The sequence below is a fragment of the Archangium sp. genome (assembly GCF_057119385.1).
In genome coordinates this window covers 45323-60697 of sequence record NZ_DBNGVP010000022.1, presented here as the reverse complement: position 1 = coordinate 60697, position 15375 = coordinate 45323, and the positions used below count along the sequence as shown (strand labels likewise).

The following is a 15375-nucleotide window of genomic DNA, read 5'->3' as shown; positions in this document are numbered from 1 at the left end:
CCACAGCTCCTCCAAGCTCATCGCGCACCCGACTTTCCCATCCTCACGCCCGGAACGAGCGCGCGCCGCAACCCCCCCGCCGTCATCGCCTCCACTCCGCGCAGCACGTGTTCGTCATCCAGTCCTTCCAGCGCCCGGAGGGCGTTCCGGCGGGCCCGCTCCGCCTCCTCGGGCTGACCCAGCCGCCCATACAACGCCACGAGCATCGCATGACCGATGGCCAGTTGAGGCTCCAGATAGAGCGCCTTGCGAACCGCGGCCACGGCCCCCTGCACGTCCTCCCGGCCTTCGGCCACCATGGCCAGCAGCAGGTAGGCCTCGGGGGACAGCTCGCGAGCGGCCAGGCGGGCGAACTCCTCGGCCACGTCGAACTGGCCGGCGCGCGCGGCGGCCAGGGCCTGCTCCAGCGAGTCCGCCACGGGGGTGCCCGTCCCGCCAGGCGCCGGGGGGAGCGGCGGGGGCGTCATGGCCGGGCCTGCCCGGAGGGCCTGGGCCACGGGAGCGGCCGCGGGGGCGGGCGCCTCGGTGGCCGGGGTGGCGCGGGTGGGCGTCTGCACGCGCCGCAGCGGGCTGGTGGGGGCACGGGGGGCGAGCACCCGGAGGGGCGCGGGGCGGGCGGCCCGAGGGGTGACGCGCTCACCGGGGACGGGCTTGCACAACACGGGCATGCCCTCCACCTCGCGCTCCTCCAGGCCCATGCCCTTGGCGAAGGGCACCTCGGCGGGGGCGAGGAAGAGCCAGCCACCGGGGGCCAGCGCCCGGACGAGCCGCTCCAGCACCGTGGGGATGACCTCCGGGGGGAAGTAGATGAGGACGTTGCGGCAGAAGACGGCCTGGGCACCGGACACGGGCGGCGGATCCGTGACCAGGTTGTGCCGGCGGAACTCCACCCGGGCGCGGACCTCGGGGGGGACGCTGACGGCCTCCGGGCGGATGGTGAGGAAGCGGCGCTCCAGCTCGGGCTCCATGCGCCGCACGGACCAGGGGGAGTAGGTGGCCTGCCGGGCCCGCTCCAGGGCCCGCCCGGACACGTCCGTGCCCACCACGCGGATGGACTCGGGAGGCAGGCCCGCGGCCAGCAGCGTCATGGCGATGCTGTAGGGCTCCTCGCCGCTGGCGCACCCGGCGCTCCACACCAGGAAGGGGCCGGGGTGGGAGGGAGCCATGCGGGCCAGCTCGCGCAGCTGCTCCGGGTGGCGGAAGAAGTAGGTCTCGCCGATGACGGCGTAGCCGATGAAGGCCTCCACCGCCGCGGTGTCGCGGGCCAGCAGCCGCTGGAGGAAGTCGGCGGTGGGGAGTCCCTGGGACTCGGCGGCGCGCGTGAGGGCGGTCCCCAACGAGGGCCGCACACTGGGGGCCAGCACCATGCCGCACGCGATGCGCAGCACGGACTCGAGCCCGCCCAGGGTCGCCTCGTCGAGGCGCTCCACGCGCACCGTGTCCTTCACGCCCCCTCCGGAACGGCCAGGATGGCCGAGGCGCGCAGCAGCGGGCGGATGCCCTCGGGCGTGCGGCACAGGCCCGCCATCAACCCCGTCCCATCCCAGGCGTGGGTGGACTCTCCGGAGACGGAGCCCTCCACCAGCACCGGGGACTCGACCAGGTCGCGCACCCGATCCACGAGGACGGCCACCGTGCGGGCGCCCCCACAGATGACCAGGTGCGCGTCCAGGTCCGGCTCCCGGCGCACGCCGAGCATGGCGGCCAGGTCCACCACCACCGCGGGAGTGCCCCGGTAGAGCATGGTGCCGCGCACATGGGGGAGCGCCGCCGGCAGGGGCTCGATGGCCACCAGCCGCACCACCTCCATCACCGCCTCGACGGGCAGCAATGCGGTGGTACCGGCCACCTCCACCGTGAGGTAGAGGCCGGGCAGCCGCTGATCCACGCCGAGCGTGGCCAGCTCGCGCCGGAGCCGGACGATCTCCTCTTCCACCTGCGCCAGGCGCTTCTGCACCGACGCACGCCTCGCCTGGGCTTCAGCCGCTGTCATCGGAGGGGAATCGACCATCGCGAGCCCGCTGGGGTCCATGCGGGAAGAGGATTGGACGGTAGTCCGACATTGCGGGACCCGTCAATGCGGGGCTCACATCCGGCTGCTCGCCGGGCACGCGGTGGAGTTGGGAGGACAGGAACCGGGCAGGCGCCCCCCTCGACAGGTCGCGTGTTTCCGGGAGATGTGGTTTCATGGGAGGCCGTGCGGATGGTTCCGACCCAGGCCAAGACCGGGGGAGCATAAAGAAAATGGTGACCGGCGACTCGCAGGGCGACTCGCAGGGACCGGGCGATGGTGGCTCGGATCCTCTCATCGGGCGAACGCTCAACGGCCGTTTCAGCATCCTCGAGCCGATCGGCGTCGGAGGCATGGGACGGGTCTACCGGGCCCAGCAGACCCCCCTGGATCGGGTGGTCGCGCTCAAGGTGCTCAACCCCAACTTCCCCACCAGCAAGGATCCGGGCTTCCAGAAGCGCTTCCTGCGCGAGGCCTCGCTGTCCTCCAAGCTCCGCCACCCCAACACGGTGACGGTGATCGACTACGGGCAGACGGACGACGGCATCTACTACATCGCCATGGAGTACCTGGAGGGCCGCACGCTCGGCCAGCTCCTGGCGGAGACCGGTCCCCTGCCCTGGGCGCGCGCGCTGAGCATCGCCCAGCAGATCTGCCGCTCACTGCGCGAGGCCCACAACCTGGGCGTGGTGCACCGGGACTTGAAGCCGGCCAACATCATGGTCCTCAACGAGTCCGATCAGGATCTCGTGAAGGTGCTGGACTTCGGGCTGGTGAAGTCGATCGCCCCCACCGAGGACGCGCCCAACCCGGAGATCACCCAGAGCGGCACCTTCCTGGGCTCGCCGGCGTACATGGCGCCGGAGCAGGCGCGCAACGAGGCGGACATCCGCAGCGACGTGTACTCGCTGGGGGTGATGCTCTACCAGATGCTGGTGGGGCGGCCGCCGTTCGTCTCGAAGGATCACATCGAGCTCATCTTCGCGCACCACAAGGAGCCGCCCCCCGCGTTCAGCTCGGTGAGGCCGGACGTGCAGGTGCCGCCGGACATCGAGCTGCTGGTGCGCAGGTGCCTGGAGAAGGATCCAGCGCGCCGCTTCCAGACGATGGAGGAGCTGCTGGAGGCGATGCGCGGGGCCAGCATGGCCGCGGGCGGACACAGCGGCATCTTCAAGCGGCCGGGTGGGCAGAACACCACGGGTCCGCACAAGACGCCGCTCTTCGCGGGCATCACCGGGGACAACGGGGCGGAGAACAACACGCTGGCGGTGGACATCAGCGTGGTGGTGCCGCCGGACATGCAGAAGACCCGCCGGCGCACGCTGCTGCTGGGAGGGCTGGTGGGCGGAGGCATCGCCGTGGCCCTCACGGGCGGGCTGCTGTGGTCCTCTGGGGTCTTCACGCGCGCGGAGCCCAAGCAGGAGCCGGTGGCGGCGGCGCAGGTGACGGCGCCCGAGGAGAAGGCGGCGGCTCAGGTGGTGCGCTTCCGGCTGATGAGCCAGCCCACGGGGGCGCGCGTCGTCTACAGGGGCGAGGAGCGCGGCACGACGCCGCTGCTGCTGGAGATTCCCAAGGAGAAGGGCCAGGACACGGTCACCGCCGAGCTCACCTTCTCGCTCGACGGCTACCAGACGGAGACGGTCATCACGGGCGGCTCGGGTGACGTGGTGTTCTCCCAGAAGCTGCAGCGTGCGCGCGGGGGCAGCCGGGTCGCGTCCTCCTCGAGGAACCAGGTGGAGCATGCCTCGGGCACCGAGGGACGGAACTCCACGGTGACGGCGCTGGGCTCCATGTCTGCGCCGGTGATGCTGGAGTCGGAGCCGCCTCCGGCGCCGGTGCCCGGAGCGGCGCCGAAGCAGGCGGAGCAGAAGCCGGCGGCGGAGCCCGCGGGTGGAGGCCTGGCGGTGCCGGTGCTGGCGCTGTCCAAGGGCCTGGCGCCCACGGGAGACGGGCCGGTGCCCTTCCAGGAGGGCATGCCGCGTCCGGTGGAGCTGCAGGGCAAGGACATCGTCTACACGCGCGAGGCGCTGGCGGCCCGCGTGGAGGGGACGATGGTGGTGAAGTGCACCATCACCAAGAAGGGCCAGGTGGAGAACTGCCGGGTCATCAAGGGCCTGCCGCACATGAACGAGGCGGTGGTGCAGTCGCTGCAGTCGCGCACCTACAAGCCCATCCAGCTGCAGGGCAAGCCGGTGGCGGTGGACTACGTCTTCAACATCCGGCTGGTGGCGCCGCGCCGCCGCTGAGCCGCCTCCCCTCCTCGCTCACCCCCACTCCTCCCTCTGGGAGAGGGTCGGGGTGAGGGTATGAGCGCCTTGAACACCATCACTCGTAGTCGACTACGATTGATGTGGCACATCAACCTACACCACTCGTAGTCGACTACGAGTGATGCCTCACTGTGAGGGGAACTCGAGGGCCACGGCCCCCGCCGCCTCGGGCGTCCCCCAATCCACCACGGGCCAGCCGCGCCGCAGGGCCTCGCGGCGCAGGCGGCGATCCGGGTGGACGGCCACGGGGCGGCCCACCACCTCCATCACGGGCAGGTCCGAGTACGAGTCCGTGTAGAAGGCGCACGAGGACAGCGGGACACCGGCCTCGGCGGCATGGGCCTGGGCATGGGAGCGCTTGCCCTCGCCGAAGCACACCTCGCCCAGGGGGCGCCCGGTGTAGCAGCCGGCGGCATCCACCTCGAGGCGGTTGCAGAGGATGGCATCCAGGCCCAGGTCGCGGGCCACCAGCTCGGACATATAACCGGAGGACGAGGTGAGCAGGACGAGCCTGTCCCCGGCCGAGCGGTGCTCCTCGAGGGCGCGCAGGGCACCGGGGCGGTACTGCGAGCGGACCAGCTCCTCGTAGAAGCGGATGGTGCGCTCGCGGATGGGCTGCTCGTCGCGGCCCTGGAGATGGGACATGGCCTGGAGCAGCGCGTCCTGCATGGAGACGCGGCCCATGTGGTAGCGGGCGAGCCACAGGCTGGCGCGCATCGCCTGCATGCGGGAGATGTGGCCCAGGGCGAGCTCGCGGCGGATCCACAGGGAACCCGAGTTCACCGCGAGCAGCGTCTTGTCCAGGTCGAAGAAGGCGATGGCCATGGGCCCCCCTTCTTTAATCACTCCAGCGTCAGGAGTCCGCTCCATCACGCCTGGCTGGCCGCTTCCTCCGCCGGCCGAGCGAGAGCAGTCCCAGCAACGCCGCCGTGGGAAACAGGGCCTCGGGCGCCGCGCCGCACCCAATGCCGGGGCCTTGCGAAATGGCCTGGAAGTGACGGCCGGGCTCGGGCCCGACGCACTGGGTGGGCGGCAGGCCCCGGGGGTAGGCCTGGCAGAAGCCGGCGGCGCTGCCCGCGTCGATGATGCGTTTGTGGGTCTCCCCCGGCGGCGCGGTGGGCTCCATGGTGGAGCCGAGCTCGGACACGTGGTCCAACCCCACCACGTGACCGAACTCGTGGGTCGCGGTGTTCTGGACGTCCGTGACGACACAGTCGGTGGACTGCGCGCCCTCGCACATCGGCGAGTCCACGGTGGTGAAGAGGAAGCCCCGGCCGTTGACGCTGGCGTTGAACTCGACATCGGCGTCGAGGATGTAGGCGGTGCGGTAGCTGAAGGTGGTGGTGGTCAGCCCGATGACGGCGGCGCCGTGGTCCCAGCAGGCGTAGACGTTGGAGCAGGTGTCGGACTCGAGGCACGGATCTTCCGGCGGGACGATGTCGTTGCAGTCCACCTCGCGGAAGGTGATGACGTTCTCGTTGGCGTTGGGATCCTGGCTGTCCCGCACGTACCCCACCCGGGGATTCTGGATGTCCGGCCCGCGGGTGAAGGTGAAGTCGCTGCAGGTGGCGGACACCGCGCGCCAGGAGGAGAACGCGGCCTCGAGCGAAGCGAACTCGGAGTCCCCGGGCGTGCGGCGGCTGCCGGCGGCATCGAACCGGTACACGAAGTCACGGCCGGGCCAGAGGACACAGTAGGGCCGCCCGGGCACCAGGGTGCGCTGGTACCGCTGGGCCTCGGCCCCGGGCGCGCAGAGGACGAGCGCCACGAGGGCGAGCCACGGCGAGGAGCGCATCATCGGCGGCTGCTCCGGCGGCGGCGCCACGCGAGCAGGGCCCCTCCCATCATCGCGGGCCACCAGGCCCCGGCGCCGGAGCTCGAGCACCCGGCATGCGGACCCAGCACGGTGGCGGTCCCGCTGCGCTCCAGCGAGGGCGAGGCACAGCTCTGGCTGGCCTGGCCCCTCGGGTACGTCTCGCACACGAAGTCGGCGGAGCCCTCGTCGATGGTGCGCTTGGACACCTCACCCTGGGGGGCACTCGGGTTCATGACGGAGCCGAGCGCCCGGGTGTGGTCCAGGCCGATCAGGTGGCCGATCTCGTGCGTCATGGTGTTCTGCACGTCGGTGGCGATGCAGGTGCCGGGGTTGGTGCTGACGGGCCGCGAGCAGATGGGCGCGGGCGGATCCACGGTGGTGAAGACGAAGCCGCTCGCGTTCAGCTGGATGTCCGAGTCGTAGATGATGCCGGACTTCTCGTCGTAGGTGGTGAGCGTGAGGCCGATGGTGTCCGGGTTGCTGTCCCAGCAGTCGAAGTCGTTGCCGCACGTCTCCTCGTCCCAGCACTTGTTGTCGGAGGGGACGAAGTCCGCGCAGCGCCGGGAGCGGAAGAGGACGAGGTTGCGGTTGTCCCCCTTCAGCTCGTAGCCCACCTTGCGGTCATCCACGGGGGAGCCCTCGGAGAAGCGGAGGTTGCCGCAGGAGTCGAAGATGGACTGCCAGCTCTGGAAGGAGCGCCGGATGGCCGCGAACTCCTTCTGCTTCTGCTCCTCCGTGCTGGTGTTCGGGTTGCCCACGCTGCTGAGCTGCCAGTTGAGGGTGGGCACCGTCCAGAAGAGGCACTGCGCATCCGCGGCCGTATTCACGCGGCTGCGGATGAAGGGCGCACTCTGCCCGAGGGCGAGCGAGACCAGGAGCGAGGCGACGATCACGGCCGCTTCTCCTGGGCGCGCGTGGGAGCCGGCTTCTGCTCGAGCGCGGTGCGGATGGCGGCCTTGAGTTCCGGCAGCGACATGGAGCGCTGCGAGGAGGGGGTGGGCTGGCGCGAGTCCCGGTCCAGCAGGAGCACGTCACCGGTGGGCTCCGGCACGGCCATGGCGCTCTTGCCATCCTCCGAGCGCTGCACCTGGTACTTGCCCTGGACCATGCCCGACACGCGGAAGGCCTGCTTGCCGTGGCGCTCCAGGAAGACGACGACCTCCTCCCCGGGGGTGAAGGCGGCGAGGCCACTCACCCGCTGCCCGATGTCGCCTACCCGCCCACCCGGCTGGGTGACGAGCACCGTGCCGCTCGCCTGCCCCTTCAGGGCCTCGGTGACCTGGATTTCCACATCCGTGATGATTCGGCGTCCATCGCCGCTCCACCGGCTTTCCACCCGGCGCACGGTGCCGTGGACGATGGCATCGGAGGACTGGGCGAGCTCCGGCAGGTCCGCCCTCAGCATCGTGGTGGCGCTCGCCGCCAGGGAGAGCAGTAGGACGAACGGCAGGAGCGCGCGGAGCGCGGTGTGAAGTTTCATGCAAGAGCCCTCGGTGCGCGGCAGTCTAATGCATTGGCCGGGCCGCGGGCAGCGAAGACGGCCAGTCCCGGCCGCTCGTTGACCACCCAAGCCCGCTCCTGCTATCCGCGCCCCTTCGATATGGCTCCTGTTCCTCGCGTCCGCTTCGCTCCGTCTCCGACCGGCTACCTGCACATCGGAGGCGCCCGTACCGCCCTCTTCAACTACCTCTACGCCAAGCGCCACGGGGGTGTGTTCATCCTGCGCATCGAGGACACGGACCAGGAGCGCTCCACGCCGGAGTCCGTGAAGGCCATCCTCGACGGGCTCACCTGGCTGGGCATCGACTGGGACGAGGGTCCGGGCAAGGAGGGCCCCGTGGCGCCCTACTTCCAGACGCAGCGCCTGGAGCTCTACAAGAAGTACGCGGACCAGCTCATCGCCGAGGGCAAGGCCTACCGCTGTTACTGCACGCGCGAGGAGATCGACGCGCGGCGCGCCGCGGTGGAGAAGGCCACGGGCAAGCCGGGCACCTACAAGTACGAGGGCACCTGCCGCGACCGCAAGGACATCCCCGAGGGCCGCACCGCCGTCATCCGCTTCCGCATGCCGGATGGCGAGGGTCAGGTGACGTTCAACGACAAGGTGCTCGGGCCCATCACCAAGCAGTACTCGGACCTGGATGACTGGGTGATGATGCGCGCGGACGGCATCCCCCTCTACAACTACGGCTGCGTCATCGACGACCGCACCATGGACATCACCCTGGTGGGGCGCGGGCAGGAGCACGTCAACTCCACCTTCCCGCAGCTGATGCTGTACCAGGCCTTCGGGTGGAAGCCGCCCGAGTTCGCCCACTTCCCGCTCATCCTCGGGCCGGACCGCGAGAAGCTCTCCAAGCGCAAGCACCCCGAGGCGGACGTGATGCTGCACAAGCGCAACGGCGTGCTGGCCGAGGCGCTGAGCAACTACGTCATCCGCCTGGGCTGGAGCCACGGCAACGACGAGGTCATCTCGCGCGAGCAGATGGTGGAGTGGTTCGACTTCGACCACGTGGGCACCACCTCCGGCGTGTGGAGCCCGGACAAGCTGATGTGGCTCAACCAGCAGTGGCTCAAGATGTTGCCTCCCGCGGTGGTGGCCGAGCAGCTGGTGAACTTCCTCGCCGCCCGGGACGTGCAGGTGAAGGCGGGAGACCCGCGGCTGGAGCGCGTGGTGATGGCCTTCCGCGAGCGCGCCAAGACGCTGCAGGAGATGGCGGACATGGCCCTCAAGTACTTCCAGCACGGCGTGACGCTGGACGAGAAGGCCGCGGCCAAGCACCTCACCGCCGAGTCCAAGCCACTGCTCACCCAGGTGCGCGAGCAGGTGGCCGCGCTGCCGCAGTGGAGCGCCGCCGCGCTGGACGAGGTGGTGAAGAAGGTGAGCGAGCAGGCCGGCGTGGGCATGGGCAAGGTGGCCCAGCCGGTGCGCGTGGCGGCCACCGGCGGAACGGTGAGCCCGGGCATCGGCGAGACGCTCGAGCTGCTGGGCCGCGAGGAGACGCTCCACCGCCTGGACGCGGCGCTGGCCCGGCCGTAGTCACCTGCCCTCAACAGGGCCCACAGGTTGGGGTGGACACCTCCGCCCGTGGGCCCTATCCTGCCGCCCCATGACGCGAGCCCTTGACAGCCTGATCTGCCTTTTCTATAAGGCGCGCCCGCTCGGGGCGGCGGTAGCGGCGCTCTGGGTATCGGTGGCGGCGGCGGAGGTGGTGAACGGGGCTCAAATCCCCGATGGCTCGCAGAAGGTCGGCGAGCTGCGGTACCGGGCACCGCACGATTTCGAGAAGACGCTGGAGTATTACAAGACGGTCTATCCAGCGAGCGCCTTCCCTCGAAGGTCGGTGGTCAACCAGCCGGGCGTGAAGGCCGTCCACATCGTCAATCCCTCGGGAAGGAACTTCGAGGGGTTGAACATTTATGAGGCGAACGACGAGGTCCGTATCTACGTCGTTCCGCTGCAGGCGGCGCCGGTTCCGGCCAAGCCCGCGAAGAAGCCGGAATCGAAGTCCGGGAAGAAGTCGCGGTAGCCGGGCGGTTCGAAAAAGGAAGTTGCAGAGGCAGGGCGGTTGCGGTAGTCAGACAGCACTTCGGCAGCACGCAGCAGAGCAGTCCTTGGGGAATCGTCTAACGGCAGGACAGCAGACTCTGACTCTGCTTATCTAGGTTCGAATCCTAGTTCCCCAGCTTGTATTACCCGGTCGTAGCAATACCGGCCCTGTCGTCTAGCGGTTAGGACGGTGCCCTCTCACGGCACAAACTCGGGTTCGAATCCCGGCAGGGTCACTGAAGCACAGTAGGGTTGGGTAGCACGGCCCTGTCGTCTAGCGGTTAGGACGGTGCCCTCTCACGGCACAAACTCGGGTTCGAATCCCGGCAGGGTCACTGAAGCGCCCGCTTCTCTCCGAGAGGCGGGCGCTTCGCTTTTGCGGGCCCGCCCCGCTCGAGGCTACGCGCCCAGGCTCGCGCGGAAGGTGGCCAGGGCCGACGCCAGGCCCGCCTGGGCCCGCTGCAGGCTGCGGCGCATCAGCAGCATGCGCACCCGCTCCGGCAGCGACAGCGGAGAGGCGGTGCCAAAGCCCACCAGCTCCAGGCGCAGGGTGATCGCATCCAGCAGGTCCGCCAGGTCCGCGTGGGGGCCGGCCAGCAGCACCACGTCCGGCGTGGCCGCTTGGAGGCGCTCGGCGATCTCCCACCAGTCCGCCGAGCCCGTCTCCAGCACCACCACGGCCGCGCCCATCAGCGCCGGAGAGTCCGGGGGCAGCGCCACGGCCTCGAGTCCCTCGTCCAGCAGGGCCCGCAGCGCATCCGCACTGCCCACCACGGCGATCTGCCCGCCCGGGGCCACCCGGCTCGCCTGCTCGTAGGCGCGCAGCTGCGTCTCCAGCTGCTCGCGCGCCTCGGGCGAGGCCTGCCCACCGGCCTCCAGCAGCTCGGCGGCCTCACGGGCCACCCGCCGCGCCAGCTCGCGCCCCTTCACCCGCTCCGAGCGGCGCTCCAGCGCGGCGCGCACCTTGGCCCGCACCAGCCGCAGGTCCTCGAAGGGCTTGAGGATGTAGTCGCTCGCTCCGGCCGCGAAGGCGGCGATCACCGACTCCGAGCTGGAGTAGCCGGTGATCATCACCGCCTCCAGCGCCGGCTGCAGGCCTCGGGCCTCGGCGATCAGCTCCACGCCGCCCATGCCCGGCAGGTTCTTGTCGGTGATGAGCACGTCGAAGCGCTGGGAGCGCAGCAGCTCCAGCGCCTCCTCGGCGTCCTCGGCCAGGCTCACCACCAGGTCCGGCTCACGCGACAGCAACCGGGCGCACACGTCGCGCACCACGGGCTCGTCGTCCACCACCAGCACGGTCGAGGCGAGGGTCCCTCCACCCTCCTCACCCCCGCCGCCCTCGTCCGTCTCGAAGGGGAGGTCCATGCGGTCGAGAATCGCACAGCTCGCGCCGGACTTCGAGCAACGCCATGTGAGGCTTATGCTGGAAGACGTGGCGAGCTTCGCGAACGCGTTGGAGGAGAACCCCGCCCCGCGGCGGCTGGGCGACGTACGACTCCGGTACGAGCCCGGCCGACTCCTGGGCGAGTCCCTCCCGCCCGCCTTCTGGCGGCGGCAGCTCCCGAGCCTCTGTCTGGTGCTGGCGGCCCTGTGCACGGCGGGCGCGGTGGTGGGGGTGCTGCTGGGCGGCGAGGGGGCGGTGGGCTCCGTGCCGCTCGCGCTGGGCATGGTGGCGGTGGCCCTGGTGGGCTTCGCGCTCCAGTTGGAGGGACAGCTCGGCCGGCGCCGCTTCGTGCTGCACTTCGCCACCGAGCGGCTGCGGCTGGAGCGGCTGCGCTGGGCCCCGGGAGCCACCCGCGCCGAGTGGGTGCCCTTCGACGAGGTGACCTCGGTGGATGTGGTGGAGCGTGCGCCCGGACGCTACGCGCTGGTGGTGGCGTGGCGCCCCGGGGGCAAGGACTCGAAGCAGGAGACGCGGCGCGAGGTGCTGGTGGAGCACATCGGCGCCCATGAGCAGCAGGCGCTCCTGCGCGTGTGGCGCCTGCTGCACAACGCCTTCGGACTCAGGGGAGCTGGACTCGCTGGAGCGTGAGCTCCACCTCGGTGCCCTCGCCCTGCTTGGACGACAGCCGCACCGCGCCGCCCGCCTGCGTCACCAGCTCCTTGCAGATGGACAGGCCCAGGCCCGTGCCAATGCCCACCGGCTTGGTGGTGAAGAGCGGCTGGAAGACCTTCTCCTGCAGCTCCTGCGAGATGCCGCAGCCGTTGTCCGCCACGGTGAGCACCACGTTCTGCTCGCGCGACGTCCACCGCACCTCGATGCGGCCCGGCCGGCCCGTGCCTTCCATGGCCTGCGCCGCGTTGACGATCAGGTTGAGCAGCACCTGCGTCAGCTTCACCGGGCCGAACGTCACCTTCACCGGCTCGCCCATGGTGGTGATGCGGGCGCGATCACGCACCTCGGCGCGCGCCAGCTTCACCGCGAAGGACACCACCTCGGCCACGTCCGCCGAGACCTCCATGTCCTCGCCGCGCGCCTGCGCCCTCAGGCCCAGCGCCACCCCGCGCAGGTGATCCGCGCCCGTGGCCAGGTCCTGCAGCAGCGAGGGCAGATCCTCCAGCACGCTCGCCACCTCGGGCGAGGCATCCGCCGCCAGGTGCTTGGAGGCGTACTGCACCACGCACTCCAGATCGCGCCGCAGCGAGGCCACGTTCTGCGACAGGTAGCCCACGGGGCCCATCAGCTCGTGCGCGATGCCGGCCGTCACCTGGCCCAGCGTGGCCAGACGCTCGGCCTTCATCATCCGCCCTTCCACCTCGCGGATGCGCAGCTCCAGCCGGGCGATCTTCAGGCCGTCCTCGAGCGCGGCCAGCACCTCGGCCCGGTCCCACGGCTTGACGAAGTAGCGGCTCACCTGGCCGCGGTTCACCGCGTCGATGACGGCCTGCATGTCCGAGTACGCGGTGACGAGCATGCGCTTGGCGTCCGGCGCCAGCGTGCGCGCGCGCTCCAGCAGCTCCACGCCCGTCATCTGCGGCATGCGCTGGTCCGACAGGATGACGCCGATCTCACTGCGCTTCTGCTCCAGCAGCGTCAGCGCCTCGGCCGGCGTCGAGCAGCGAAAGATGCGGAACTTCGAGCCGAAGTTCGCCTCGAACACCCTCAGGTTGAGCGCGTCGTCGTCGACATAGAGGACGGCGGGCAGGTCAGACGGGTTCATGGAATTCCTCTCCGGGCCAGGCCCCACCACGCCACTCCGCCGTGCCTCCCCACTGCGCCCACGCCCCAAGAGATACCACGTCACGCCCAAAACCCGATGGGCCGTGTTTGAGCAGATGAGAACACCCGCACGCACCGGGAACCCCGGCATGCTCGGCGTCAAGCGCTCCCCTACCCGCTCCCAGGAGAGCGCACCTGGGGCCTTCAGCGCGAGGGCATGGGAGCGAGCGGGGCCTCGGTGGCCTCCTCGCTCGCGCCCGCCTGGGACTCCAGCGCCTGCTGGATGGCGTCCAGGGACTCGAAGCGCCGCGCCGGCAGGCTGCCCAGCAGCGAGACGACGAGCGAGGGGGCCTCGTTCTCCCGGGCCAGCAGCACGAGCTGATCCACGGACAGGGGGAACACGGCCCCGAGCAGGGCCTGGTGAAGGGGTTGGGCCAGCGGCGAGGGAGTTCCCATGCGCGTCTCCAACTCCTTCATGCCTTCCTCCAGCCGCGTGCGCCTCATGTCGTCATCATTCATTGCTGAGAAGTTAAGCAGCTCACGAAAGAGTTGCGCGCACTTTTCGAACGCCTTCCCAGCAGGCGGGGGAGCGGCGCCTCCGGAATCGCACCCACCATGGCCGTCTCCCACCTCAACCCCCACCGTATGGCGAGACTCCCACCAGCGAGGAGGCACGAGATGGCGGACAAAAAGGACCCCCACTACGCCGAGCACATCGAGCACGTGCAGGCCACCCATCCGGACCCGTGGCCCGGGATCAAGGGCCGTTCCGAGGAGCACGAGAACGAGCTGCCCACGGGTACCCAGCGCGCCGAGCAGGCCGGCGTCACCGAGGCCCAGCGCAAGCTGGAGCACGAGATGCACGAGGAGAAGGAGCCGGCCCGCGAATGACGGGCCGGAAGCCCCGGGCGGGCCGCGCGAGTGGGCGGCCCGCCGGGGCGGGTGCGGCTAGAACAGCAGCCGCATGGGGTGCTCGAGCAGCGCCTTGAGCTCCCGGAGGTACTCGGCGCCGATGGCCCCGTCGATGACGCGGTGGTCGCCCGAGAGCGTCACCGTCATCAGCTTGCGCACCACCATCTGCCCGTCGCGGACCACGACCTTGTCCGACACGGAGCCCACCGCGAGGATGGCCGCCTGCGGCGGGTTGATGACGGCGATGAACGAGTCGATGCCGTACATGCCCAGGTTGGACACCGTCAGCGAGCCGCCCGTGTACTCGTGCGGCTTGAGGCCACGCTTGCGGGCCCGCTCGGCCAGGTCGCGCGCCTCGGCGGAGATGGCCGACAGCCCCTTCTTGTCCGCGTCGCGGATGATGGGGGTGATGAGGCCGTCCTCGATGGCCACCGCGATGCCGACATCCACCGTCTCGAAGTGCAGGATGGTGTCACCCTGCAGCGACACGTTCATCTTCGGGTAGCGGCGCAGCGCCATCGCCGACGCCTTCACGATGATGTCGTTGACGGAGACCTTGGACTCGAGCGCCTTGGCCTCCTCGCGGATCTTCAGCGCGGCGTCCATCTCCACGTCCACCGAGAGGTAGAAGTGCGGAACGCCGGGCTTCACCTCGGCCATGCGCTGGGCGATGACCTTGCGCATGGTGGTGACGGGCACCGCCTTCGGCTCGGGACGCACGCCCGGGGCAGCAACCGCCGCGGCGGCGGGAGCCCTGGCGGCGGCGGCCGGAGCCTGGGTGAGCGCCTTCTCGATGTCGCTCTTCACGATGCGGCCGAGCGGACCGGAGCCCTGGACCTGGGAGAGGTCCAGACCGCGCTCGCGGGCCATGCGCTTCGCCAGCGGACTGGCACGCAGCCGGCCTCCCGGCGTGGACACGGCGGCCTTCGGAGCGGCAGCCGGAGCCTGGGCGGGCGCCGGAGCAGCGGCCTTGGGGGCCTCGGCCTTCGGAGCCGCGGCGGGCGCCGGAGCCTGGGCGGCGGGAGCGGCGGCCTTGGCGCCACCCTTCCCGGCCAGGAACGCGATGGGCGCACCCACCTTGGCCATCTGGCCCTCCTGCACCACGATGCGGGCCAGGACGCCGTCGTCGTAGGCCTCCACCTCGAGGTTGGACTTGTCCGTCTCCACCTCGGCGATGGCCTGTCCGGAGGAGACCTTGTCGCCCTCCTTCTTGAGCCACTTGACGAGCTTGCCCTCCGTCATGGTCGGAGAGAGCGCGGGCATCACCACGGGGATGCCATCGCCTCCACCACCACCGGCGGCGGGCTGTGCGGCGGGAGCAGGAGCGGCGGGCGCGGGCGCGGCGGCGGGCTTGGGGGCCTCGGCCTTCGGAGCGGCGGGCGCGGCTGCGCCCCCGGCGTCCACCTTCTCGCCCTTGGCACCGAGGATGGCGATGGGCGCACCCACGGTGGCCATCTCCCCCTCGGGGACGACGATCTTCAGGAGATACCCGTCGTCATAGGCCTCAATCTCGAGGTTCGACTTGTCGGTCTCGCACTCGGCGATCGCCTCGCCGGAGGAGACCTTGTCGCCCTCCTTCTTGAGCCACTTGACGATCTTGCCCTCCTTCATCGTCGGAGAGAGGGAGGGCATCTGGATGGGCGTGGCCATACGGTT

Annotated in this window: 15 protein-coding genes and 3 tRNA genes; 8 read left to right on the top strand and 10 right to left on the bottom strand. The window is 70.5% G+C overall.

Annotated features, from left to right (window positions below):
- Positions 1–17 precede the first annotated feature (17 nt).
- Both AC16DP_RS05405 and AC16DP_RS05400 read right to left on the bottom strand, forming a co-directional pair.
- Positions 18–1448, bottom strand: coding sequence for a CheR family methyltransferase (locus AC16DP_RS05405; RefSeq protein WP_329732652.1), 1431 nt, complete (start codon positions 1446–1448; stop codon positions 18–20).
- A complete protein-coding gene (locus AC16DP_RS05400) occupies positions 1445–2011 on the bottom strand; it encodes a chemotaxis protein CheW (RefSeq protein ID WP_329732653.1) in 567 nt (188 codons plus the stop codon). The genes AC16DP_RS05405 and AC16DP_RS05400 overlap by 4 nt, the downstream gene beginning before the upstream one ends.
- Positions 2012–2244: 233 nt before the next feature.
- Between AC16DP_RS05400 and AC16DP_RS05395 the strand changes: the two genes are divergently transcribed.
- The gene (locus tag AC16DP_RS05395) at positions 2245–4257 is read left to right on the top strand and encodes a TonB family protein (protein WP_329732654.1); all 2013 of its coding nucleotides are present in this window, start codon (positions 2245–2247) and stop codon (positions 4255–4257) included.
- A gap of 150 nt (positions 4258–4407) precedes the next feature.
- Here AC16DP_RS05395 and AC16DP_RS05390 read toward each other — a convergent pair whose 3' ends face one another.
- Genes AC16DP_RS05390 through AC16DP_RS05375 form a run of 4 tightly spaced genes read right to left on the bottom strand, consistent with a single transcriptional unit; the run spans position 4408 to position 7577 of the window.
- Positions 4408–5106: an HAD family hydrolase gene (locus tag AC16DP_RS05390; RefSeq protein WP_329732655.1), complete on the bottom strand. Its 699-nt coding sequence runs from the start codon at positions 5104–5106 to the stop codon at positions 4408–4410.
- A gap of 28 nt (positions 5107–5134) precedes the next feature.
- The gene (locus AC16DP_RS05385) at positions 5135–6106 is read right to left on the bottom strand and encodes a myxosortase-dependent metalloprotease, MXAN_2677/MXAN_2678 family (protein WP_329732656.1); all 972 of its coding nucleotides are present in this window, start codon (positions 6104–6106) and stop codon (positions 5135–5137) included.
- A complete protein-coding gene (locus AC16DP_RS05380; protein ID WP_329732657.1) occupies positions 6076–6990 on the bottom strand; it encodes a myxosortase-dependent metalloprotease, MXAN_2677/MXAN_2678 family in 915 nt (304 codons plus the stop codon). The genes AC16DP_RS05385 and AC16DP_RS05380 overlap by 31 nt, the downstream gene beginning before the upstream one ends.
- Positions 6987–7577 carry a hypothetical protein gene (locus AC16DP_RS05375; protein WP_329732658.1) on the bottom strand — a complete coding sequence of 197 codons (591 nt, stop codon included), beginning with the start codon at positions 7575–7577 and terminating at the stop codon, positions 6987–6989. Before AC16DP_RS05375 ends, AC16DP_RS05380 begins: the two co-directional genes overlap by 4 nt.
- 120 nt (positions 7578–7697) lie before the next feature.
- Here AC16DP_RS05375 and gltX point away from each other — a divergent pair, with 120 nt between their 5' ends.
- From gltX to AC16DP_RS05350, 5 genes are all read left to right on the top strand, one after another.
- On the top strand, positions 7698–9137 hold the full coding sequence (gltX, locus tag AC16DP_RS05370; protein ID WP_329732659.1) for a glutamate--tRNA ligase: 1440 nt from the start codon (positions 7698–7700) through the stop codon (positions 9135–9137).
- Between the two features lie 70 nt (positions 9138–9207).
- Complete coding sequence (locus AC16DP_RS05365) at positions 9208–9627, top strand: hypothetical protein (RefSeq protein WP_329732660.1); 420 nt, start codon at positions 9208–9210, stop codon at positions 9625–9627.
- A gap of 86 nt (positions 9628–9713) precedes the next feature.
- Positions 9714–9784: transfer RNA gene (locus AC16DP_RS05360), tRNA-Gln, on the top strand.
- Positions 9785–9811: 27 nt separating this feature from the next.
- A tRNA-Glu gene (locus tag AC16DP_RS05355) sits at positions 9812–9883 on the top strand.
- A 27-nt stretch (positions 9884–9910) separates the two neighbouring features.
- Positions 9911–9982, top strand: a tRNA-Glu gene (locus AC16DP_RS05350).
- A 64-nt stretch (positions 9983–10046) separates the two neighbouring features.
- Here the strand turns inward: AC16DP_RS05350 and AC16DP_RS05345 are convergent.
- A complete protein-coding gene (locus AC16DP_RS05345) occupies positions 10047–11012 on the bottom strand; it encodes a response regulator (protein ID WP_329732661.1) in 966 nt (321 codons plus the stop codon).
- Here AC16DP_RS05345 and AC16DP_RS05340 point away from each other — a divergent pair.
- Positions 11011–11679: a hypothetical protein gene (locus AC16DP_RS05340; protein ID WP_329732662.1), complete on the top strand. Its 669-nt coding sequence runs from the start codon at positions 11011–11013 to the stop codon at positions 11677–11679. The genes AC16DP_RS05345 and AC16DP_RS05340 overlap by 2 nt on opposite strands.
- On the opposite strand, the gene AC16DP_RS05335 is transcribed toward AC16DP_RS05340, so the two are convergent.
- Both AC16DP_RS05335 and AC16DP_RS05330 read right to left on the bottom strand, forming a co-directional pair.
- On the bottom strand, positions 11651–12808 hold the full coding sequence (locus tag AC16DP_RS05335) for a sensor histidine kinase (protein ID WP_329732663.1): 1158 nt from the start codon (positions 12806–12808) through the stop codon (positions 11651–11653). The genes AC16DP_RS05340 and AC16DP_RS05335 overlap by 29 nt on opposite strands.
- Before the next feature lie 203 nt (positions 12809–13011).
- Entirely contained in the window at positions 13012–13311 is a 300-nt protein-coding gene (locus AC16DP_RS05330; RefSeq protein ID WP_329732664.1) for a DUF2795 domain-containing protein, read from the bottom strand.
- Between the two features lie 174 nt (positions 13312–13485).
- Between AC16DP_RS05330 and AC16DP_RS05325 the strand changes: the two genes are divergently transcribed.
- Positions 13486–13698, top strand: a complete 213-nt coding sequence (locus AC16DP_RS05325; RefSeq protein ID WP_329732665.1) for a hypothetical protein — start codon at positions 13486–13488, stop codon at positions 13696–13698.
- 57 nt (positions 13699–13755) lie between these two features.
- Here AC16DP_RS05325 and AC16DP_RS05320 read toward each other — a convergent pair whose 3' ends face one another.
- Positions 13756–15369 (bottom strand): pyruvate dehydrogenase complex dihydrolipoamide acetyltransferase, encoded by a 1614-nt coding sequence (locus AC16DP_RS05320; RefSeq protein WP_329732666.1) that lies wholly within the window; start codon positions 15367–15369, stop codon positions 13756–13758.
- Positions 15370–15375 lie beyond the last annotated feature (6 nt).

What these genes read in the sequence shown, in the direction of transcription:
- AC16DP_RS05375 (WP_329732658.1), bottom strand. Translation starts at nt 7,577, where the DNA reads ATGAAACTTCACACCGCGCTCCGCGCGCTCCTGCCGTTCGTCCTACTG.
- AC16DP_RS05365 (WP_329732660.1), top strand. Translation starts at nt 9,208, where the DNA reads ATGACGCGAGCCCTTGACAGCCTGATCTGCCTTTTCTATAAGGCGCGC.
- AC16DP_RS05340 (WP_329732662.1), top strand. Translation starts at nt 11,011, where the DNA reads ATGCGGTCGAGAATCGCACAGCTCGCGCCGGACTTCGAGCAACGCCAT.
- gltX (WP_329732659.1), top strand. Translation starts at nt 7,698, where the DNA reads ATGGCTCCTGTTCCTCGCGTCCGCTTCGCTCCGTCTCCGACCGGCTAC.
- AC16DP_RS05335 (WP_329732663.1), bottom strand. Translation starts at nt 12,808, where the DNA reads ATGAACCCGTCTGACCTGCCCGCCGTCCTCTATGTCGACGACGACGCG.
- AC16DP_RS05320 (WP_329732666.1), bottom strand. Translation starts at nt 15,369, where the DNA reads ATGGCCACGCCCATCCAGATGCCCTCCCTCTCTCCGACGATGAAGGAG.
- AC16DP_RS05390 (WP_329732655.1), bottom strand. Translation starts at nt 5,106, where the DNA reads ATGGCCATCGCCTTCTTCGACCTGGACAAGACGCTGCTCGCGGTGAAC.
- AC16DP_RS05325 (WP_329732665.1), top strand. Translation starts at nt 13,486, where the DNA reads ATGGCGGACAAAAAGGACCCCCACTACGCCGAGCACATCGAGCACGTG.
- AC16DP_RS05330 (WP_329732664.1), bottom strand. Translation starts at nt 13,311, where the DNA reads ATGAGGCGCACGCGGCTGGAGGAAGGCATGAAGGAGTTGGAGACGCGC.
- AC16DP_RS05345 (WP_329732661.1), bottom strand. Translation starts at nt 11,012, where the DNA reads ATGGACCTCCCCTTCGAGACGGACGAGGGCGGCGGGGGTGAGGAGGGT.
- AC16DP_RS05400 (WP_329732653.1), bottom strand. Translation starts at nt 2,011, where the DNA reads ATGGTCGATTCCCCTCCGATGACAGCGGCTGAAGCCCAGGCGAGGCGT.
- AC16DP_RS05395 (WP_329732654.1), top strand. Translation starts at nt 2,245, where the DNA reads ATGGTGACCGGCGACTCGCAGGGCGACTCGCAGGGACCGGGCGATGGT.